Origin of the sequence: Pseudomonas sp. SG20056, assembly GCF_031764535.1 — a bacterium.
In the GTDB taxonomy this organism is placed as follows: Bacteria; Pseudomonadota; Gammaproteobacteria; order Pseudomonadales; family Pseudomonadaceae; genus Aquipseudomonas.
The window spans coordinates 3299025-3318210 of record NZ_CP134499.1 but is presented as its reverse complement, the minus strand read 5'-3'; the positions used below and the strand labels follow the sequence as shown (position 1 = coordinate 3318210).

The window sequence follows — 19186 nt, the reverse complement described above, 5'->3', positions numbered from 1 at the left end:
TCTAGGGTTTTGGAAGCAGGTCTCTTTTCTCCCCAAATTCGACGATCAGCTCCTTCAGCTTGGTGAGGTTGTCTTCGATGAGGGTGAGATGAGGTGCGAGATCACCACCGAGACCAGAACGTACCACTTGGGCCATGTCCGAAACGTTTCTGGTAAGTGCATGAATGAACTGTTGGATATCCAGACCAAGTTGGATGCTTTCATAATCAAGCAGTTGGTGAACTGGCAGCGAGTCGATAGTTCGAACCAGGCGGGAAATAGATTCCAGCCATCCATCACTATCAAGCGACTCAAGAGCGGTGTCGGCTCGAAGGTCGTTGAGTGCGCTAATAAAAACGCTCTGGCCATATTCCGAGACGGCTATGAAGGACTCATAGAGTCGACGGGTCTCCTTCAATTTCTCAGCGGCGGCAGATCTTTCAGCTTTCCAGCCTTGCCACCACACGAGACCAATGGATATTGCCAAGGCGAGTATCGCGCCTGTTGCTTGAACCCATCCAGCCGTACCGGGGTGGGCCTCAAACCAGCACACTATTTCTTCCATGCTTATGTATTCCTGATACAGATAATTCAGATAGCAAAGTGCCACCCAAGGTTTTCTAGCGTAACAAAGGGCATGGGGGCGGCAAATGATTAAGCAGCCGTCTCAGAATTTGGCCGCCTGGGCGCGGCGCTATATCGAAGTGTTTGGCATGGCCTTGGTGTCGATTGACCCGGGCGAGAAAGCCCCCAAGGGTAACGGCTGGAACAAGCCGGGCGGGTACATCACGGATGCCGATGCGGCAGAAGCCTGGTGGACGAAGCACCCCAACCACAACATGGGTGTGGTGCTTGGCCCGAGCCGGGTGTGCTCGCTGGATGTTGACCATGTGGAGTACTGCCGCCAGGTGATGCTGGATGTGCTGGGCATCGACCTTGATGCCTTGGCGGTGGCTTACCCAACGCTGGTGGGTAATCCGGCGCGGTTTCGCATCATGTTCAAGATGCCCGAGGGGTTGGACTTCAGCCGGCACTCGCTGAGCTGGCCCAACCCGCTGGACCCGGACGGCAGCAAGCATAAGCTGGCCACGGCGGCGCTTAAGCAGGCACGGGACACGGGCAACAAAGAGCAGATCACGGCCATGCAGGCACGGCAGAAGGAGTTTGCGCCGGTTACGGTGTTCGAGCTGCGGGCCGGGGCGGTGCAGGATGTGTTGCCGCCTTCTATCCACCCGGACACGGGCAAACCTTACCACTGGCGCAACCCGCCCACCGATGGCCTGCTTGAGTTGCCGAGCGACCTGGTGAAGACCTGGCAGAACTGGGACATCTTCAAGCGCACGGCGCTGGAAGCCTGCCCGTGGGCACCGGCAGCAGCGAAGCCGCCGGCCAAGGTTAAGAAGAACTCACCGCCTCGGTTGCCGGCTGGGGATCAACCGTCTGTGATCGATGCATTCAACCGGGCGACAGATATCGAGAACCTGCTGCAGCGGCATGGGTACGCCAAGCGCGGGCGCAAGTGGTTGGCACCGCAAAGCTCCACCGGGTTGCCGGGGGTGAATGTGGTGGATGACAACGGCGAGCAGCGTGTGTTCTCGCACCATGGCTCCGACCCGCTGGCCAATGGGCACATGAATGATGCGTTTGATGTGTTCTGCATCCTCGAGCACAACGGCGACTCTGCAGCCGCAACACGGGCTGCGGCGCGTGAGCTGGGGATGGAGCACAAGCGCTCTGCACCTCGACCACCTGAGCCACCACCTGTGGGTGATCTTCCCCCGGCCCCAACTGAACCTGATGCCGGCGGCGAGCCCGGCTGCTCCGACAACGGGGGGCAGGGGGAGGGCTTGAGCCTCAAGGGCCTGTTACGGCGTTATGCGCTGGTGGAAGGCACCACGCATGTGTGGGACATCGACAAGGCTAAGAAGATGAAGCGGGCGGCTTTCGAAGCGCACGTGGGCAAGGAAAAGTTCAAGGAATGGAGCGCCGTCACTGACGCGACGAAAAAGCGTGTGAGTGAGGAGTGGGTGCGCGATATCGAGCAGGCGCGGACGATGGCCGGCAAGGCGATTGGCGATATCACCATGCCGCCGCTGGTGCGTTATGTGTACATCGATGGCACCAAGGATGTGTGGGACTACGCGAAGAAACGCCGAGTGGCTGAAGGTGCCGTGAAGATGGCGCTGGGTGATGCATACAGCCTGTGGCTGAACAGCCCGGAGCGGCGCGTGGTGGATATGAACCACATCGTGTTCGACCCGTGCATGCGGCATGACCCGAAGGTGTACATCAATACGTTCGAGGGTTTGCCGCTTGAGCCGGCGGGTGATGTTGCGGCGTGCGAGAACTTGATCTGGCTGATTTCCTTTCTGTGCAACCACGACGAGAACGCTAATGACTGGCTGACACGCTGGCTGGCTTACCCGCTGCAGCACACGGGCGCGAAGATGGATACGGCGGTGCTGATGCACTCGATTATCGAGGGCTCGGGTAAGAGCCTGTTGTTCTCGGTGGTGATGGGGCTGCTGTACGGGCAGTACTCGGCCACGGTTGGGCAGACGCAGCTTGAGGGTAACTTCAACGCCTGGCAGAGCGGCAAGCTGTGGGCGGTGTTTGAGGAAGTTGTGAGCCGCGATCAGCGTTACAACCAGGTGGGCAAGATCAAGCAGCTGATCACCGGGCAGACGGTGCGCATCGAGAGCAAGTTCGTGAACGGTTGGGAGGAAGCCAGCCACATGAACGCGGTGTTCCTCTCGAACGAGATCATGCCGTGGCCAATCAGCGACAGCGACCGGCGCTTTCTGGTGATGTGGCCCGAGGAAAAGCTGCCGGCCGAACGCCAGGTGGCAATCAAGCATGAGTTGGCCAATGGCGGTGTTGAGGCGCTGTATGCCTGGCTGCTGCGCGTTGACCTGGCCGACTTCGACCCGCAGACAAAGCCACCGGTTACGGCGGCACGCGAGCGCCTGGTGGCACTGAGCAGGGCGAGTTGGCAGACGTTTTTGCACTTGTGGCAGGTGGGTGAGCTGGGCAATGGCTTGTGGGGTGCGTGCTTGAGTACGGACATCTACGCGCTGTTTCTGGAGTGGTGCCACCGGAACAAAGAGCACTCGATGAGCCAGACGAAGTTCTCGCTGTTCATCAGCACGGCGTATGGCATGGAGAAGACGCGGGGCATTCCCTGGGGGGCTGGCCATGGTCGGCGCTTTGGGGCGTTCTTCTTTCCCTCGGATGAGGGAGCCTTCCTGCCACCATCCATGACAGCGGCCGCGCTTGCGGCGCACGTTGAGGAATGGCGAGAGCGAGCGCGCCTGGGCGGTTGGGCCGTGGATTCGTGGGACCACGTCAAGGTTGGTGCAGCATGAGTGCGCCCGGTTTTGTGTTGGGTGTGTTGGGTTTGTGTCGGGTTGGTTTCGGTAACCCTACACAGGTTCAAGCCTTGTGCAGCGTGGGTTGTGGCGTGCTGTGTCGGGTGTGTTGGGTTTGCGCACGCGCGCAGGCGTGCGTGCATTCATATTCCACCGGTTCAACGCCTCAAGCTGGCGGCGTTTTATTTCCTTACGCGAGGACTAAAACCATCAACACACCCAACACACTTAACACAGATGCTTTGAAAGCACTGATTTTGTTGGGTTTTTTGTGTGTTGGGTGTGTGTTGGGTTGGGCGGTTTTGTGTTGGGTTGGTTCTTGCGAGGGGGAAGCGGGCCATGATTGAGGCAATTGAAGCGGTGCTGAAGCACTGGGGAAGCGCTGTGCGCAGCGGCGTGCCGAGTGGTGGCTTGGCCAGCCCGGCCGGGACGCTGATGGAGTGGAAGGGCTGCCCACCGCGAACTGGCTCGGGAGGTTCGCGCATCCTGCTGGCGGGTGCTGGGCCTGATTACCTGGCGAGCGAGGTGGATGCGGCGTTGGGCGCCATCGAGCAGCAGGATGGTGGAGCAGTGTTCAGCAAGCTGGCTGAGTGGCGGTATACCTTCGAGCCTGCGCTGACGGTTGCCGAGCAGGTGCGTGATTTGCAACTGGGGCAGGGTGACGCTGGGCGTAAGGCATATACGCGCCTGGTGCAGCGACTGCACCAGTTGGTGGAAGCGGAGTTGAAGGCGCGCCAGGGCCTATGCGCGAGCCTTCAGCGCGAGGCGAAGCGGGCAGGGGATCGGATGCGCAAGGCCTCGTTACAGCAGGCGGCTGCGGCGCATCGCGGGCGTGCAGTTGAGTTCGAGCTGGCGCAGGGCGGGCAGGGTGCAATCGCCACGCACAAGGCGCGTAAGGCTGCTGGCGGCGGTACTGCTTGTGACCGTTCGTCTGGTGACTCGGCGCCAGTCGGCTCCGTAGCGCCCCGGCAAGCCCCCGTCAGGATCAACCGTTAATTGGGGGTTTTCGGTTTGTCCTTTCGCCGGTACAAAGTACCCACGATTCGATAGGTCCGCCTAGCGAGCAACTAAGCGCACGTGCTGTGCCGTCAAGCCCCAAGCCACCCCGCTTGGGCACCTGCAAACCCCGCCCATGTGGCGGGGTTTTCTTTTCCGATTCCTCGGGCGCTGATAGCGACCGGGCTCAGCCCGTGGCAGCGGGCTTTTTTATTCTTGGCCCAGGAGTGTTGCTATGGCTGATGCCACTACCGCGTTGGTTGCAGCCGGCGGTGTTGTCGGCGTTACCACTGCCAGCTTGGTGCCGGGCGTTGATGCGAATGCGGTAATCGGTGCGTTTGCCGGTGCACTGTTCTTCATCGTATGGAAGGCAGACCTGTCTGCCTGGAAGCGCCTCGGTTACTTCGTGGCCAGCTGGATTCTTGGGTATTACTTCGCCGCTGAAGTTGTCGGCCAGTCCTGGGCAAAGACCTCGGGCGTGGTCGCCTTTGGCGGCGCGCTGTTCACGGTGGTGGTTTGCGTCAGCCTCTTGGAGTGGGTCGAGGGCGGCAAGCTGCCGGGTTGGCTGGGCTATGTGATTGGTGTGGTGCGCGCGGCGTTCGGCGCATCGGGAGGCCGCAATGGTTGACCCTTGGACTCTGCTGGCCGCTGCGATGTGCGGCGCGATCTGCCTGCGCATTGTGTCGTATCAGCGTGGCGCGGCTCGCTATCGGCCTGGGGTCTCTTTGCTGGCATACGCGCTGGCCGTTGGCACTGGCTGCTATGCGCTTTCGGTTTGCCTGGCAGTGTTTGGCCGCCAGGCATTGCCGGCGATATCGCCATTCCTGCTGATCGTGCTGGCTGCTGTTCTGCTGCTGGTGTACCGCGCTCGCGGCAACGTGGCGCGGATCATCCAGCTCGATTGGCAGGATCGGCGCTCGAGTGCGCGGCCGTGATCGAGGTCAAGTTCTCCGGGCTGCGAGAGCGCCTGCAGATGCTGGATCGTCTTGAGCGCGAGCAGTTGCCATTTGCCGCGGCGCTTGCCCTGACCGGTACTGCTCAAGATGTGAAGCAGGGGCTGGTTGATGAGATGGCCGCAGTGTTCGACCGGCCCACTAGGTGGACGCTGAACAGTCTGTTCGTTGAGCCGGCCACGAAAGAGACGATGAAGGCCCGGGTCTGGATGAAGGATCAGGTGCCGGGTAGTGGCGGTAAGCCGGCCACTGAGTGGCTGTCGCCGCAAATCTTCGGTGGTGCGCGTGATCAGAAGCGCAGCGAGAAGCTGTTGGCTGATGCGGGCCAGCTGCCGGTTGGGCAATACATCCTGCCTGGCAAGGGTATGAAGCTGGATGCGTACGGGAACATCAGTCGCGGCACCATGAACAAGATCCTGTCGGGGCTTGGGGCGCAGTTTGATAAGTACGCGAACAGTACCGACAGTCGCCGCAGTGCTGGCAACCTCAAGCGCTATTTCATATTGCGCAAGGGCAACAGGCCGCTGGGTATTGCCGAGCGAACAGGGCGCGGCGCGAATGGCATGCGCATGGTCATCGCCTTCGGGCGTCGGCCTGAATACTCGAAGCGCTTTGATTTCTTCGCTGTTGCTGAGCGCATCGCAGAGGATCGGCTGCCGATCCGGTTCGAGCTCGCGCTGGCTCGGGCGCTAGGAACTCGCGGTGGTCGATGAGGCTCGGGGCATTCGTGTCCCACCGCCGGGGACCCTGGGGTAGAGGCCCGCGCAAGGGTAATTCGAACCCCGCTCTCGCGGTAGTGGGAGGCTCTGAGGGTTAGTTAATAGGGGTTAATTCGGTTAACTCTGTATGTGTTTCTGGTTAACAGGTGAATTCATGACGGTCATGAAGAAGTCAGAGTTCGCAGATAGCCAAGGCTGGTCCCGGCCTTATGTGTCCAAGCTGGCCGGACAAGGGCGTCTGGTACTGAACGATAAGGGGCACGTCGAGGTTGAGGCCACTCTGGCGCTCCTCGGCGAGACCGCCGATCCAAGCAAGGCCGGAGTTGCTGATCGTCACCAACGTGAACGTGCCGAAAAAGGCGTGCATGCCCTGGTTACGCCGTTGGCGCCGCCTTCATCGCCGCCCCTCACCACCGGTGGGGACAATTACCAAAAGGCCCGCGCGCACCGTGAAACCTATCTAGCGCTGCTGGCTGAAGACGAATTCTTGAAAGGCCGCGGCGAGCTGGTTGTGCGCACCGCTGTTGACCGTGCCGCCTTCTCGGCAGCACGCACCCTACGTGACCTAGTGCTGGGCTTGCCGCCTAAGGTGGCAGGCGAGCTCGTGGCCATCACTGATTCCTGGGAAATGGAACGCCGCCTGACCGAGATTCTGCGTAGCGTCCTTGAGGACGCCGCCAGCCTGGTGCAATTGGACTCCGAACTGGAGCAGGGGGCGAAGGAGCCGAACTAGCCATGCAACACCCGTATGCCGACGGTGCCGCCACGTATCGTGCGGCATACCACCGTGGTCTGGAGCTCGACCCCGAACTGTGGATCGACGAATGGTCCGACGAATACCAGCGCATCCCGAAGGACACTGGCGCCGCAGAGCCCGGCAAGTACCACACGGACCGCACTCCGTTTGCTCGCGAGCCGATGCGCTGTTTGTCGCCGCTGCACCCATGTAAACGCGTGGTGACCGAGGTCGCTTCGCAGATGATGAAGACGCAGATCGCGCTGAACTGGATCGGCGGAAATATCCACATGGCGCCGGCCAACATTCTGGCGCTGTTGCCAAGCGAGAAGCTTGCGCGCCGCGTCTCCAGCCGGATCGACAAAACGATTAAGGCGGTACCGGAACTGGCCAAGCGCGTTGCAAAGCCGCGCTCACGTGATGCCCGCAACACCCTCGACACCAAAGAGTTCGAGGGCGGGACGCTCTACTGCACCACAGCCGGCTCCGCTGCCAACTTGGCAGAGCTGTCCGCACGTTATGTGTACGGCGACGAGATTGACCGCTGGGATGTGGACGTAGACAGCGAAGGCGACCCCATTGAGCTCGCCGAAGCCCGGGGTACCACGTTCGGCCGCAAGGCGAAGTTCTACTTCTCCAGCTCGCCGACGATCAAGGGCGCATCACGGATTGATGACCTGTACGAAAGCAGCGACAAACGCCGCTACTTCGTCCCATGCCCTCATTGCGGTATGTACCAAGTGCTGGAGTGGGCAAACCTAAAATGGACTGCTGATTACAAGCGCGTTGACTACCTGTGCGGCAACGATGGTTGTGGGGCGCTGATCGAGGAGCACCACAAAACCACGATGCTCCAGGCGGGTGAGTGGCGCGCCACGGCGCAAGGCGACGGCGAGACAGTGGGTTTCCACCTGAATGCCTTGTATTCGCCGCTGGGTTGGATGGCCTGGTCGAGCCTGGCCAAGCAGTACGACAAAGCCAAGCTGGCCGCTGACCGTGGCGACAACGAACCGATGCAGGTGTTCTACAACACCCGCCTGGCGTTGGTGTGGGATTCCGCGCAAGCGATGACCAAGGCCACCGAGCTGAAGGCCCGCGCCGAGGATTACCGGCTGGGCACTGTTCCGCCCGGTGCGCTGATCCTCACCGCCGCAGTGGACGTGCAGCACAACCGCCTGGAAATGCTGGTGATCGGATGGGGCGAAGGGCTCGAACGTTGGGTTGTCGACTTCCAGGTTGTTGCTGGTGACCCCGCCGATGAGCGCACTTGGAATGCCCTGGACGAACAGTTGAAGCGCCGATATCGGCATACCTCTGGCGTTGAGTTGGCCATTTGCGCCACGACCATCGACTCCGGTGGCCACCACACCGATGAGGTCTACAAGTTCACCCGGTTACGCCGCTGGCGCAACGTGATTGCCGTCAAGGGCGCGAGTAAGCCAGGCCGGCCGGTGCTGGCACAGCGCCCCTCGAAAGTCGACGTGAAGCACAACGGCCAAACCGAGAAGCAGGGCGCCGAGCTGTGGATCATCGGTACCGACACCGCAAAGGATTGGATCTACAACCGCTACCCGTTCGCCGATGGGCCTGGTGCGCTGCACTTCTCCACTGACCTGCCTGATGAGTTCTACGACCAGGCTGTGGCCGAGAGGAAGATCACCGTGTACGTCAAGGGCTACAAGCGCACCGTTTGGGTTAAGGGTAAGGCCGAGCGCAACGAAGTGCTCGATCTGCTGGTTTACAACCAGGCCGCCGCCCAGTTTCTTGGGCTGCACCGTTACCACCAGGCGGAGTGGAGCAAGCTGCGGGCTGCAGTCAGCCAGGGCAGCCTGTTCGCGCATCCGGCCGCAAGCAGCAACGTCGTTGCTGTGATGGAAGAAGCAGCTCAGTCCACCTCTCCACCGCCAAGCAAGCCAGCACCGCAACCAAATGCGCGTCGGGTATCCCGCAGCGCCTACCTGAAACGATGAATTGAGGGCGCCCACATGGCAAGCGCACAACAGCGCCTGGATGAAGTCCGGGCGTCGATCACAGAGATCCTTGAAACAGGGCAGAGCATCAGCAAGGGTGATCGCCGTCTGGATCGTGCCGCGCTTGCCAGCCTGCGCATGCTGGAGTCGCAATATGCAGCGGATGCTGCCCGCGAGGCGAGCGCCGGCAAACCCCGGCAAGTGCGGCTCTACAGCCGTGGCAAGGGGGCGTAATGGGCTACCGAATCCGCGCCAACCCGCGCCGGCTGCAAATGCTCAACAGCTACGAAGGCGCCGGCCACGGTCGGCGCGCGCAGAGCTGGGATGCACCCGATGCAGCGTTAAACGCAGTGGCCATCCCGGCACTGCCCACCCTGCGCAAACGCTCCAAGGCGGCAGTGCGCAACAACCCCTGGGCCGCAAGCGGTATCTCAAAACGCGTCAGCAGCCTGATCGGTACCGGCATCACCCCTCGGGCGCAGATCAAAGACCCCGACCTGCGCAGCGCCATCAACCAGCTCTGGACTGATTGGGCCGACGAGTCGGACGCCGACAACCTGACCGACTTTTACGGCCAGCAGAGCCTCATTGCTCGCATGGTTGAGGAGAGCGGCGAATGCTTTGTGCGGCTGCGCTATCGGCGTGGCGAGGATGGCCTGGCGGTACCGTTGCAGTTGCAGGTACTGCCCCCGGAGTTCGTGCCGTTGGATCGCAACTTCGTCACCCGGCGAGGCAACGTGGTGCGCGCGGGCATTGAGTTCGACCAGGTCGGCCGGCGCGTTGCTTACTGGATGTGGAAGAACCACCCCGGCGATGCGCGTGCCCTGGGCACCAGTTACAACACCCTGAATCGCATCCCGGCCAGCGAGGTGCTGCACATCTTTGAGCCGCTCGAGGGTGGCCAGCTGCGCGGCATACCGCGCCTGGCGCCCGTGCTGCTGCGGCTCAAGTCGTTGGACAACTACGACGACGCGGTGCTGTTCCGGCAGGAGGTGGCCAACCTGTTCGCCGGCTTCATCACCAAGCCGCGCGGCGATGGCCCCCCGACCCTGGACCCAGCAACCGGCCAGCCGTTCAAAACGGACACCGACGGCGTGCCGATGGTGGCCATGGAGCCAGGCACCCTGCAGGAGCTGATGGAGGGCGAGGAGGTCAAGTTCTCCGACCCGCCGGCGGCCGGTGACACCTACGTCGACTTTATGAAGCAACAGCTGATGGCGGCTGCCGCTGGTGTCGAGCTGCCTTACGAGCTGCTGACTGGCGACATGGCCGACATCAGTGATCGCGTATTGCGCGTGCTGCTGAATGACTTCCGCCGCCGCATCGAGCAGCTGCAATTCGGTGTGTACGTGTTCCAGCTCTGCCGGCCGGTGCGCGCCGCCTGGCTGGACGCCGCCTGGCTCTCTGGTGCCATCCAGCTCCCGCAGTACTTCGAGCGGCGCCGCGAATACCTGCGCACGCGCTGGGTGCCACAAGGCTGGGCCTACATGCACCCCGTACAGGATGTGCAAGGCAAGTTGCTGGAGATCAAGGGTGGTCTGGCCAGCCGCAGCGAGCACGCGCTGCGCAACGGCTACGACGCCGAAGTGATCGACCAGGAAAACGCCGACGACAACCTCCGGGCCAAAACGCTCGGGCTCGACTACACCACCGACACGGCCGCGATGGCGGACGATAAAGAGGACGAAAAATGATGAAGCACAAACACCTGGCACTCGCCCTGTCCGTCGCACTGGCGGCGCCTGGGTTCGTTTTTGCCGATCCGCCTCGCATCCTCAACAAGGCAGGCGGCATGCCTGAGCTGCAAGCTGAAAGCTGGTACAGCATTAAGGCCGCCGAACAGACCTCCGGCAAACCAATCGAGGTCTACATCTACGGCGATATTGGCTTCTGGGGCGTGACCTCAGGTGATTTTATCCGCGACCTCAAGGAGGCTGACAACGGCGTGTCAGAGGTGCACGTGCACTTCGACACTGAAGGCGGGGATCTCTTCGACGGCATCGCCATTCACAACACTTTGCGGGCACTGGGTGAGCGCTGCACTGGATTTATCGACGGTGCCTGCTTCAGCGCAGGCAGTGTGGCCGTGTGTGGTGCGCACCGTGTAGTCATGGCCGACAACGCCATGCTGATGATTCACAACCCCTGGACGTGGATGGCCGGCGACAGTGACGAGCTGCGCAAGATGGCCGATATGATGGACAAGGCCTTCGAAAGCATCATCACCAGTTATCAGCACCGCGCCTTGAACGTGGATGACGCCGAGCTGCGGCGCATGATCAACGACACCACTTGGCTTACCGCAGCCGAAGCCCTGAGCCATGGTTTTGTCGATGAAGTGCTCGGCGGTGGCCAGCCGTTCGCCAACAACGCGGAGCGCGGCAAGATCCTCAACCGTTATCGCAATGTCCCCGACGCGGCGCGGCGCTTGGTTGCAGAAGTTGAGGAACCACCCGCTCCAGCTCCTGAGCCGCTCCCAGAGCCTGAACCGGTTCCCAACACCCCGGAGGCAGCCGAGCTGGCCGCCAAACTTGCAGCCGACTGTGAGCAGGCCGGGCTGAGTAACTGCTTGCCCTATCTCATCCGCGCTAGCGCCCTGGCCAGCACCGATGCAGTACAGGCGCACCTTACCCGCGCCAAGGAAGTTCGCGCGGCATGTTTGGTGGCCAAGCTACCGGATGATGCCCGGGGCCTGATTGAAGCCGGCCTTACCGGTGACCAGGCCCGGGCGAAGCTGTTCGACAAACTGGCCACCAAAAGCAGCACGGTCGAGATCAGCAACCTGCCGCCGCTTGATGATGCCCCCCAGGCCAGCGCACACCAACCCCCGACGCCGAGTCAGGTCTACGCCCAGCGTCGTAATAACCAAGCCTCGAAAGGAGGAAAACAAGCATGACCATCAAAACCGAAGGCGTGTATACCGGTGAGTTCCTCCTTTCGGAGGCCAACGGCACCCGCAGCCGTGAGGAGGTGGTCATCGCCGCCGGCTCCGGCATTCTCAATGCAGGCACCTTGATCGCGCTGATCACCGCCGCCAACGCTCTGACTCCCACCGCTGATGGCGGCAACACCGGCAACGGCACCATCGGCTCGGTTACTGTCACCAGTGCTGCTATCAGCGGTAGCTATCTGCTGACCATCACCGAAGCCGCCGCCAACGGCGGTAAGTTCGAAGTGGTCGATCCGACCGGTGCTGTAGTCGGTGAAGGTACTGTTGGCCAAGCGTTCACGGGTGGTGGTCTGACTTTCACCCTTGCTGATGGCTCAACCGACTTCGCTGTTGACGACAGCTTCACCCTGGCGGTAGTGGCCAGCCTGGGCGAATACACCGCCTATGACGACGACGGCACCGACGACGGGCGTCGTGCAGCCAGCGGCATCCTGTTCGCCTCGGTGGACGCCACCGTGAACGACGTGCGCGCTGTAGGCGTGATGCGTGACGCCGAGGTGATTGAACGCCTGCTGACCGGCCTCGATACCAACGGCCGCGCCGACCTGCTCGCCAAGGGCTTCGTCATCCGGCCTTAACACCACCCGGCAAACCCCATTACCCCAAGCCCCGCACCTGCGGGGTTTTGCATTTCTAGGAGCCCACCATGGCCGAAATCACCATTTTCCAGGACGAGGCGTTTGGCGTTGCTGCGCTGCTCGCTGTTATCAACGAAGACCACGTATTGCCGGGGCAGATCGCTGCTGCTGGCCTGTTCGAAGAGCAGGGCGTAAACAGCACCGTCGTCCAGATCGAAAAGGATGGCATGACCCTGGCGCTGGTAAAGGCAGCTGCCCGTGGTAGCCCCGGCCAGGCTGTGACCGGTGACAAGCGCCGCTTGATCCCTTTCAACACTGTGCACCTGCCGCAGACTTTCCAGATTCTGGCGGACGAAATCCAGGGCATTCGCGCGGTCGGCAGTATGACTGAGCTGATGCAGGTACAGGCCTACGTCGCCCGGCGTGTCGAGAAGGCTCGCCGTCAGCTGGACCTCACCCATGAATTCCAGCGCATCGGTGCGATCATGGGCAAGGTGGTCGATGCCGATGGACAAAGTGTGCTGTTCGATATCTTCCAGCGTTTCGATATCAAGCGCCCCAAAGCCTTCAGCATGGAGCTGAACAACGACGATACCGACGTAAGCGCCAAGTGCGTCGAGGTGTTGGACACGCAGGAAGATGCGCTCGGTGCGGTCACCAGCACAGGCGCCCATGCGTATTGCGGCAAAGAATACTGGAAGAAAATGATCGGCCATCCGAAGGTCCGCGAAGCCTACCTTGGCTGGCAGGCTGCAGCGCAGCTTTTGGGTGATCGTCGCCAGCCGTTCGAGTTCGGTGGCATCACCTGGGAACGTTACAAGGGCCAGCTGGGCGGCTCTAACTTCGTACCCACTGATCGCGCCTTCGTTGTGCCGATGGGTGTGCCGGAACTGTTCATCAGCGCTTTCGCGCCGGCTGACTACATGGAAACGGTCAACACCGAGGGTATGCCGTACTACTCCAAGCTGGAGGTGATGAAGTTCGATAAGGGCGTGGAAGGCGAGGCGCAGTCCAACCCGCTGCACCTGTGCACCCGTCCGGCCTCCGTCCGCGAGCTGACCATCTAACCATGGCCGGCTTCGGTAAGGCATTGGCGGCAATGGATGCCGCCATTATGTCGTCGCTCAATGATGGCACATGCGATTACCAGGGGCTGCATGGTGAGCCACTGGTTTATGGCATCGAAGTGCTGATTGATCACAACCTGCAGCGGGTCGGGCCTGATGGCCTGTTCCGCAGTGATGCCGTGGGCATCACTTGGAAGAAGCGCGACTTGGCCTCTGTAACCCGTGGCGGGATCTTCCAGCACGGCAGCAAGCGCTACAGCGTAGAGGACGTGATCGAAGATGACGGCCATCTGGTTTCAGCTGCTTGCATGGAGGTCCGTTAACCATGGACAAGAACCTGATAACTGAAGGCCGCAAAGCGTTGGTAAGCCGGCTTGAAACCATCAGCCCTGCAAATGGTTTCAGTACCAATGCTGGCTCCAATGTGCGCACTGGTTGGTTTAACGAGGTGCTTAAAAGTGCGGAGGTTGGCTTTCCGCTGATTGTCCTGCAGAAGGCACCTGGTAAACCGCCAACGCCCGGCCCGCATGCGGTCAAGTTGTTCAACGGCTTTCACGTTATAGGGGCTGTCGATGTCGGCGTTGATAACTACGACGACGCTCTTGAAGAGCTCGAACGCGATCTGCTTTTGGCGGTAATGCCTTGCGAGGGTGCAGTGCCTGCATGGCTTCCTCGAGGTATTACCGGCATCACCCTTGGTGGTCCCACTTCGTTCCCGCCTGGCAATGGTGAGCGTGCCGCCAGCGTGATTATTCCGGTGTATTTGCACACCATCATTAAAGGAATTTGACCATGACACAACGTACTACTGCCCCTGTGGCAGGGGATGCGGTCGTCCCCCCAAAAGGGCCTGAGTTGATTGAAGTTACCTTGGTTAAAACCCATAACCATGCTGGCAAGCCCTGCAAGGTTGACGACAAGATCCAGGTAACTGCCCGCCAAAAGGCCTTCCTCGAAGGCGCAGGCATTATCGAAAAGAAAGGGGAGTGATCATATGGCTATCAAGAAAGAAACGATTGTCATCGGTGGTCACCTGAAGGCTCGCGAAGCTGGTTCTGGTGTGCCGTTTCAGAAGTGCGGGCTGGTTTCGACAATCCAGCACACAACTGAAACGAACGCTCTGACGTTGGCCGATACCACCTCACCTCAGGGTGGTGAGTACGACGCATTGGACCGCATTACCGGCGTCAGTTTGGCAATCAACTTCCGTGAAATCTTCACTTGGGTTTGGGCAGCACTATTGTGGGGTGACGCTACCGAGGTGCCTGGCTCTACACATACCGGTGAAGAGCATGTTGCGCAGATCGATGGGACGATTGCCCTGAACGAAATGCCATTGACCATTTCTGGCGTTACCAATGAAGCCGGTGATGTGGACTTCGATGAATTCGACGACTGGGTTATGACGGGCTCTGGGATTGAGCCGGTAACGGGCGGCGCACTTGAAGATGCAATTACAGCGTCGGCCGGAACGCCGTACAAGGTAGCCGTTGACTACACATCTGCGGCGGTAGATGTCATTGAAGCGCTTACAAACAGCGGTAAAACTTTCGAGTTTCTGTTCGAAGGTGAGAACGCTGCGGGTACCCAGAAGCGTATAGAAGCTCGCTTCTGGCGCTGCCGGCTTAATCCGTCGACAGCCCAAAACTGGCTTAACGTGGATGACTTCGGCGGCAACGAAGCTACGGCCAAAGTGCTGCTTGATCCCACCAAGGTTGGTTCCGGTAAGTCGAAATACTTCCGTGTGAAGAAAGAGCTCGCGGCTTGATCAGGTAGCTGGGAATCTGCGGTATGGGCTAAAGTCCCTCCAGTTACTAGGGAGGGACTTTATGCTACGGCTTGTTGGTTATGCGTTGGCGCTGTTGATGGTTGCCGGGTGCGGCCCTAAAGAATTCGTTTGCAGTGAGTCACTCGCCTACGGCAGTGCGAAGTCGATTATTGAAAAGCAGCTTGCGGCACCTGCTACGGCAAAGTTCGCTAGGCCTTCTGATCAAGGGGTTAAGGTGCGCAAAACTGGTGCTTGTGTGTACCGGGTGGATAGCTTTGTAGATTCTCAGAATGGCTTCGGAGCCATGCTTAGAACGCACTTTTCAATCACTGTTACTGGCATCCCAGCAGAACAGGTTTGGCAAGGTTCAAACCTAACGATGAAGTAAAGAACCAATTTCGATCAAACCCGCTTCGGCGGGTTTTTTATTGCCTGGAGCAAAGCATGAGCGACTTGGCCGCAAAGGCAGTTGTGACGATTGGCGAGGGTAAAGCTGCACGGGATATCCCGGTGACTGAGCTGACGCCTGCTGGCATGCGCCAGATGCTGTTGGCCGACCCGTGGCCGGGTGCTGATGCCAGCGCCGAACAGCTGGCCCGATATCAGATTGACGTCTCGTTATTCCCAGAATGCCGTCTGACTGACCTGGCGGTGTTTACCGGTTTGTCCCTCCGCGAGGTGGAGGAAATCCCTCCGAGTCAGCTGCGCAAGCTGCTCGACAAGGCCAAGGATTTGAACCCGGATTTTTTCAGGGCTCTGCGAACGGGGGGCGAAGCGCAGAGCAAAGCCTGAAAGAACTGGAAAGCTGCCTGGCTGCTTTAGGGCGTGTAGGCCACCCCAATGCAATTAACTACCCGTGGCGGCTATTTCTGCGCTGCCTGAGAGAGTGACGGCTTATGTCTACTGATATCGAGCTGAAGCTCGGCATGGATGTCGATCAGGCGACCAAGGCGGCCGGTGGATTCCGTAAGGAATATGTCGCGCTGGTAAAGGCAATTGAAAAGCCTCTGCGGCAGGTCAACGGCTACCGTGAGCTTGAGCAAAGCCTGGAGTCGATTGAGCGGCAAGGCCGCGCCGCGCGCGACCGTGTGCGGGATCTCGGCAACGAAATTGCGCGGTCCACAGCCCCCAATAAAGAGCTGACGACAAGCTACCGCGATGCGGTGTCCGAGCTGCGCCGGTTGGATCGCGCAGAAGACTCTGCCCGGTCGCAGCTGCTTCGCCGCCGCAAAGAGTTGCAAGGGGCTGGGGTAGATACCCGCAACCTTGCTGCCGAGCAGCGTCGACTCAACACCGAGCTTAATGCTCAAGTCTCGGCCGGACGCGCCGATGCTGCCCTGGCCAATGCCAAAAGCGGATTGGGTGTAGGTGGTATTGAGAATGCTCAGCGGGGTTTGGTTGGCCTGCGTGAGCAGTATCGGCTGGTTACTTCTGACGCGAGCTTGTCGGTTAAGCAGCGGTCTGAAGCGGAATCGGCTTACCGGCGGCAGGTATCTGAGTCGCTAGCCGAGCTGCGAAAGCTGCGGGCTGCAGCTGCTGCGCCAGTATCCAAGGCAGATACCGCTGCTGCGTTGCAGCGGGAGGCAGACGCCCGGCGCGCTGTCGCTGCACAGGCCGCCAACCAGGCTGCCGTAAGCCAGGCGATGGACAACCTGGGCATTACCCGATTGCGTGAGTTGCGTGCGCAGCTGGTGGCGCTGAAGTCTGACTACGCGCGTTTGACGCAATCCGGCGTGCTGTCGGCTACCGAGCGTGCCGCAGCTGAGGTGCGCTACCAGGCGCGGCTGAACGAAACCAAAGCTGCAATTCGCTCTGTCGGTGGGGTTGAGGCGGGCGGTGGCCTTGGGCTGACCGATATCACTGCGCGCCTGGCCGGCATTGTTGCTGCCGGCTACACCGTTAAACAGGTTGCTGGGGCGTACCTGGACACTGCAGATGCGGTGAACACCCTTGAAGATCGTATGCGCGGTGCGCTTCCTGTCCAGGATGAGTATGAGCGTTCGCAGGCGCGGCTTGAGGAGATCTCCAAGCGGGTACGCATACCTGTAGCCCAGACCAGCGAGTTGTTTCTACGGTCTGTTAAACCATTGCAGGAGATGGGGTTCTCTACCAAAACCACAGCTGACATGGTTGCGGTGCTTTCTGCTGGTTTGGTGACCAGCAACGTCAAGGGTGAGCAGGCCGTTGCGGTAATCAACCAGCTGAGTAAGGGGCTGCAAACTGGTGAGATTCGCGGAGATGCATTCAATGCGATGCTTGAAAATGCCCCAACCCTCATCGATGCCCTGACCAAAGGCCTAGGCGTCTCGCGCGGTGAGCTTATCCGCATGGCTGCAGCCGGCGAACTGACAACTGAGAAGTTTGTAGGGGCGCTGTCGAAGCAATCAGAAGCGCTGCTGCAGATGGCTGACAACATGCGCGTCACCGCTGGAGATGCGCGGGGTACCTTCTCTGATTCGATAGATAAGGTTGTTCACTCAATCGACAACTTGCTGGGTGTTTCTGCCCTGGCGGTGAGTCAGCTGGACAAGTTGTCCGGCGTTCTTGATTCAGCTGCTGAGGGAGATGGTGCGCCCGCATTCGACATGCTTGCCGATGCAGTATCTGGTAAGGGTTCGACGCTACTGGATGGCCTGGCGGCTGTGTACAAAGCCTACGGGCTATGGCGTGACGATACCGTTGAGGTAATTGACGACGTAGTGGTTGCTGAAGAGAAAGCGCGTGAGGCCTCGGAGGCAATTGGGGAGCAGCGGCTATCTGAGATGCGCACATACGCCGCCGACTTCAACGGCATCCAGCAGGCGCTTGCGGTTTCTTTCAAGGATGCCCTGGACAGCCAGGTAGCTGCGCAGCGTAAAGCGTCCAGCGCGCTCAGTAAGGCCCGTACCGAGCAGCTGTCCACTGAGAAGCGTTACCGCGATGCGTTGGAAAAAATCAACGCAGGTGCGGCGGGGCCTGCCAGTTATGGCAGTGCGCAAGCGCTGCAAATGGCTGCGCGCCAGGCGCTGGCTGGTGGCGATGTGGAGGGCGCGAAGCGCAATGCTCAGGCGGCGCTTGAGGTGCTGACGGAGCTGGCTGCAGCGGGTAAGAACACCTATGGCTTTGCCGGCTTTATCAAACAGCTGCAGGGCATTGAACAGGAGGCCGACAAAATCTCTGTGGATGGCGCAGAGAAGAGCCTGGAAGCGGCGAAGAAGAAAACCAGGGAATGGAAGGCTGAGCTTGAGGAGCTGAAAGACCTCAAGATTGTGCCGTCAATTGATGACGCCGCGCTGGCCAAGGAGACAGAGAAGCTCAAGGCCTGGGCTGCCATGATCGGCAAGGATCTGAAAATAGATCCTCGCGAACTGACGCAAGACCCACTGATGCAGCCCGGCTCGAAAGATGCTGAGGGCTACGTGCTGGTCAATGAGCCGCCGCCGGTGCCGGCCGATATCGTCATCAAGGATCTGGTTTTCCCTGGTGATGAAACGCCCACAGTTGACGCCGTGCTCAAGCCGCAAATCGACCCGCTGACTGTTCCAGCCGTTGAGGTTGGGGCCGAAGTAAGCGATGCGACGGCGAGTGCGGTTACTGACCAACTTCTGGCGCTGGTTGAGCAATGGAAGGCCCTGGCGGTAGTGCCGATCACGCTTCTGGGGTCAGCCGCTGATCTAGGGCGGGGGCTAGCCGGTGGTGAAATTCCTGGTTTTGCCAACGGCGGCAAGTTGCGCGGCCCCGGTACCGGGCGTAGCGACAGCATCCTGATGTGGGGTTCAAACGGTGAGTTTATGCAGCCGGCCGCTTCGGTTGACTACTACGGCGAAGGCTTTATGGAGGCCGTGCGGCAACGCCGGTTCCCTAAGTTCGCTGATGGTGGTCGCATCACTGACCGGGCCTTGCCGGCCATACCTGCAATGAGCCCTGCATTGATGCAAAGCGATAACCCGCTTGCTGATTGGGGCCGCGCCACTCTCGATACCCCAGGCGGAAGCTATGAAGTGCTAATGCGGGAGGACTCGTTTAGCCAGTTACTCAAGCGAACAGCCTTGAAACACGGCGGCACTGCCCGCTGAACCTGATAGCCCGCCCAGTGCGGGCTTTTTTACGTCTGGAGTTTCTC

20 protein-coding genes are annotated in these 19186 nt (G+C 60.3%); 19 read left to right on the top strand and 1 reads right to left on the bottom strand.

The features are described 5' to 3' along the window. Position 1: 1 nt before the first annotated feature. Positions 2–544 carry a hypothetical protein gene (locus RHP75_RS15815; RefSeq protein ID WP_311089028.1) on the bottom strand — a complete coding sequence of 181 codons (543 nt, stop codon included), beginning with the start codon at positions 542–544 and terminating at the stop codon, positions 2–4. A gap of 85 nt (positions 545–629) precedes the next feature. On the opposite strand from RHP75_RS15815, the gene RHP75_RS15810 reads away from it, so the two are divergent. From RHP75_RS15810 to RHP75_RS15720, 19 genes are all read left to right on the top strand, one after another. Continuing rightward, positions 630–3344: a bifunctional DNA primase/polymerase gene (locus RHP75_RS15810; RefSeq protein WP_311089027.1), complete on the top strand. Its 2715-nt coding sequence runs from the start codon at positions 630–632 to the stop codon at positions 3342–3344. A gap of 342 nt (positions 3345–3686) precedes the next feature. Further along, complete coding sequence (locus tag RHP75_RS15805; RefSeq protein WP_311089026.1) at positions 3687–4343, top strand: hypothetical protein; 657 nt, start codon at positions 3687–3689, stop codon at positions 4341–4343. Between the two features lie 235 nt (positions 4344–4578). Continuing rightward, positions 4579–4971: a putative holin gene (locus tag RHP75_RS15800; protein WP_311089025.1), complete on the top strand. Its 393-nt coding sequence runs from the start codon at positions 4579–4581 to the stop codon at positions 4969–4971. Beyond that, positions 4964–5278, top strand: coding sequence for a phage holin family protein (locus RHP75_RS15795; RefSeq protein ID WP_311089024.1), 315 nt, complete (start codon positions 4964–4966; stop codon positions 5276–5278). The genes RHP75_RS15800 and RHP75_RS15795 overlap by 8 nt, the downstream gene beginning before the upstream one ends. After that, positions 5275–6009 (top strand): hypothetical protein, encoded by a 735-nt coding sequence (locus RHP75_RS15790; protein WP_311089023.1) that lies wholly within the window; start codon positions 5275–5277, stop codon positions 6007–6009. The genes RHP75_RS15795 and RHP75_RS15790 overlap by 4 nt, the downstream gene beginning before the upstream one ends. Before the next feature lie 160 nt (positions 6010–6169). Further along, entirely contained in the window at positions 6170–6748 is a 579-nt protein-coding gene (locus RHP75_RS15785) for a terminase small subunit (RefSeq protein ID WP_311089022.1), read from the top strand. Between the two features lie 2 nt (positions 6749–6750). Then, a complete protein-coding gene (locus RHP75_RS15780; protein WP_311089021.1) occupies positions 6751–8721 on the top strand; it encodes a phage terminase large subunit family protein in 1971 nt (656 codons plus the stop codon). A gap of 15 nt (positions 8722–8736) precedes the next feature. Further along, the gene (locus RHP75_RS15775) at positions 8737–8955 is read left to right on the top strand and encodes a hypothetical protein (protein ID WP_305590610.1); all 219 of its coding nucleotides are present in this window, start codon (positions 8737–8739) and stop codon (positions 8953–8955) included. After that, positions 8955–10415 carry a phage portal protein gene (locus RHP75_RS15770; protein WP_311089020.1) on the top strand — a complete coding sequence of 487 codons (1461 nt, stop codon included), beginning with the start codon at positions 8955–8957 and terminating at the stop codon, positions 10413–10415. Before RHP75_RS15775 ends, RHP75_RS15770 begins: the two co-directional genes overlap by 1 nt. Beyond that, on the top strand, positions 10412–11617 hold the full coding sequence (locus tag RHP75_RS15765; protein WP_311089019.1) for a head maturation protease, ClpP-related: 1206 nt from the start codon (positions 10412–10414) through the stop codon (positions 11615–11617). The genes RHP75_RS15770 and RHP75_RS15765 overlap by 4 nt, the downstream gene beginning before the upstream one ends. After that, positions 11614–12249 (top strand): head decoration protein, encoded by a 636-nt coding sequence (locus tag RHP75_RS15760; protein WP_311089018.1) that lies wholly within the window; start codon positions 11614–11616, stop codon positions 12247–12249. Before RHP75_RS15765 ends, RHP75_RS15760 begins: the two co-directional genes overlap by 4 nt. 68 nt (positions 12250–12317) lie before the next feature. Further along, a complete protein-coding gene (locus tag RHP75_RS15755) occupies positions 12318–13316 on the top strand; it encodes a major capsid protein (RefSeq protein WP_311089017.1) in 999 nt (332 codons plus the stop codon). A gap of 47 nt (positions 13317–13363) precedes the next feature. Then, positions 13364–13639 carry a hypothetical protein gene (locus RHP75_RS15750; protein ID WP_311089016.1) on the top strand — a complete coding sequence of 92 codons (276 nt, stop codon included), beginning with the start codon at positions 13364–13366 and terminating at the stop codon, positions 13637–13639. A 2-nt stretch (positions 13640–13641) separates the two neighbouring features. Further along, the gene (locus RHP75_RS15745; protein ID WP_311089015.1) at positions 13642–14106 is read left to right on the top strand and encodes a hypothetical protein; all 465 of its coding nucleotides are present in this window, start codon (positions 13642–13644) and stop codon (positions 14104–14106) included. 2 nt (positions 14107–14108) lie between these two features. Beyond that, positions 14109–14306: a hypothetical protein gene (locus RHP75_RS15740; protein WP_311089014.1), complete on the top strand. Its 198-nt coding sequence runs from the start codon at positions 14109–14111 to the stop codon at positions 14304–14306. Positions 14307–14310: 4 nt separating this feature from the next. Then, on the top strand, positions 14311–15084 hold the full coding sequence (locus RHP75_RS15735) for a hypothetical protein (RefSeq protein WP_311089013.1): 774 nt from the start codon (positions 14311–14313) through the stop codon (positions 15082–15084). 61 nt (positions 15085–15145) lie between these two features. Beyond that, positions 15146–15472, top strand: a complete 327-nt coding sequence (locus tag RHP75_RS15730; protein ID WP_311089012.1) for a hypothetical protein — start codon at positions 15146–15148, stop codon at positions 15470–15472. A gap of 56 nt (positions 15473–15528) precedes the next feature. Continuing rightward, positions 15529–15876, top strand: coding sequence for a hypothetical protein (locus RHP75_RS15725; RefSeq protein ID WP_311089011.1), 348 nt, complete (start codon positions 15529–15531; stop codon positions 15874–15876). A 104-nt stretch (positions 15877–15980) separates the two neighbouring features. Continuing rightward, positions 15981–19139: a tape measure protein gene (locus RHP75_RS15720; protein ID WP_311089010.1), complete on the top strand. Its 3159-nt coding sequence runs from the start codon at positions 15981–15983 to the stop codon at positions 19137–19139. Positions 19140–19186: the final 47 nt, after the last annotated feature.

Excerpts from the sequence above, each read along its gene's own strand:
- RHP75_RS15810 (WP_311089027.1), top strand. The coding sequence starts at position 630 with ATGATTAAGCAGCCGTCTCAGAATTTGGCCGCCTGGGCGCGGCGCTAT.
- RHP75_RS15760 (WP_311089018.1), top strand. The coding sequence starts at position 11,614 with ATGACCATCAAAACCGAAGGCGTGTATACCGGTGAGTTCCTCCTTTCG.
- RHP75_RS15800 (WP_311089025.1), top strand. The coding sequence starts at position 4,579 with ATGGCTGATGCCACTACCGCGTTGGTTGCAGCCGGCGGTGTTGTCGGC.
- RHP75_RS15795 (WP_311089024.1), top strand. The coding sequence starts at position 4,964 with ATGGTTGACCCTTGGACTCTGCTGGCCGCTGCGATGTGCGGCGCGATC.
- RHP75_RS15725 (WP_311089011.1), top strand. The coding sequence starts at position 15,529 with ATGAGCGACTTGGCCGCAAAGGCAGTTGTGACGATTGGCGAGGGTAAA.
- RHP75_RS15745 (WP_311089015.1), top strand. The coding sequence starts at position 13,642 with ATGGACAAGAACCTGATAACTGAAGGCCGCAAAGCGTTGGTAAGCCGG.
- RHP75_RS15770 (WP_311089020.1), top strand. The coding sequence starts at position 8,955 with ATGGGCTACCGAATCCGCGCCAACCCGCGCCGGCTGCAAATGCTCAAC.
- RHP75_RS15815 (WP_311089028.1), bottom strand. The coding sequence starts at position 544 with ATGGAAGAAATAGTGTGCTGGTTTGAGGCCCACCCCGGTACGGCTGGA.
- RHP75_RS15805 (WP_311089026.1), top strand. The coding sequence starts at position 3,687 with ATGATTGAGGCAATTGAAGCGGTGCTGAAGCACTGGGGAAGCGCTGTG.
- RHP75_RS15750 (WP_311089016.1), top strand. The coding sequence starts at position 13,364 with ATGTCGTCGCTCAATGATGGCACATGCGATTACCAGGGGCTGCATGGT.
- RHP75_RS15735 (WP_311089013.1), top strand. The coding sequence starts at position 14,311 with ATGGCTATCAAGAAAGAAACGATTGTCATCGGTGGTCACCTGAAGGCT.
- RHP75_RS15730 (WP_311089012.1), top strand. The coding sequence starts at position 15,146 with ATGCTACGGCTTGTTGGTTATGCGTTGGCGCTGTTGATGGTTGCCGGG.
- RHP75_RS15775 (WP_305590610.1), top strand. The coding sequence starts at position 8,737 with ATGGCAAGCGCACAACAGCGCCTGGATGAAGTCCGGGCGTCGATCACA.
- RHP75_RS15755 (WP_311089017.1), top strand. The coding sequence starts at position 12,318 with ATGGCCGAAATCACCATTTTCCAGGACGAGGCGTTTGGCGTTGCTGCG.
- RHP75_RS15785 (WP_311089022.1), top strand. The coding sequence starts at position 6,170 with ATGACGGTCATGAAGAAGTCAGAGTTCGCAGATAGCCAAGGCTGGTCC.
- RHP75_RS15765 (WP_311089019.1), top strand. The coding sequence starts at position 10,412 with ATGATGAAGCACAAACACCTGGCACTCGCCCTGTCCGTCGCACTGGCG.
- RHP75_RS15720 (WP_311089010.1), top strand. The coding sequence starts at position 15,981 with ATGTCTACTGATATCGAGCTGAAGCTCGGCATGGATGTCGATCAGGCG.
- RHP75_RS15740 (WP_311089014.1), top strand. The coding sequence starts at position 14,109 with ATGACACAACGTACTACTGCCCCTGTGGCAGGGGATGCGGTCGTCCCC.
- RHP75_RS15780 (WP_311089021.1), top strand. The coding sequence starts at position 6,751 with ATGCAACACCCGTATGCCGACGGTGCCGCCACGTATCGTGCGGCATAC.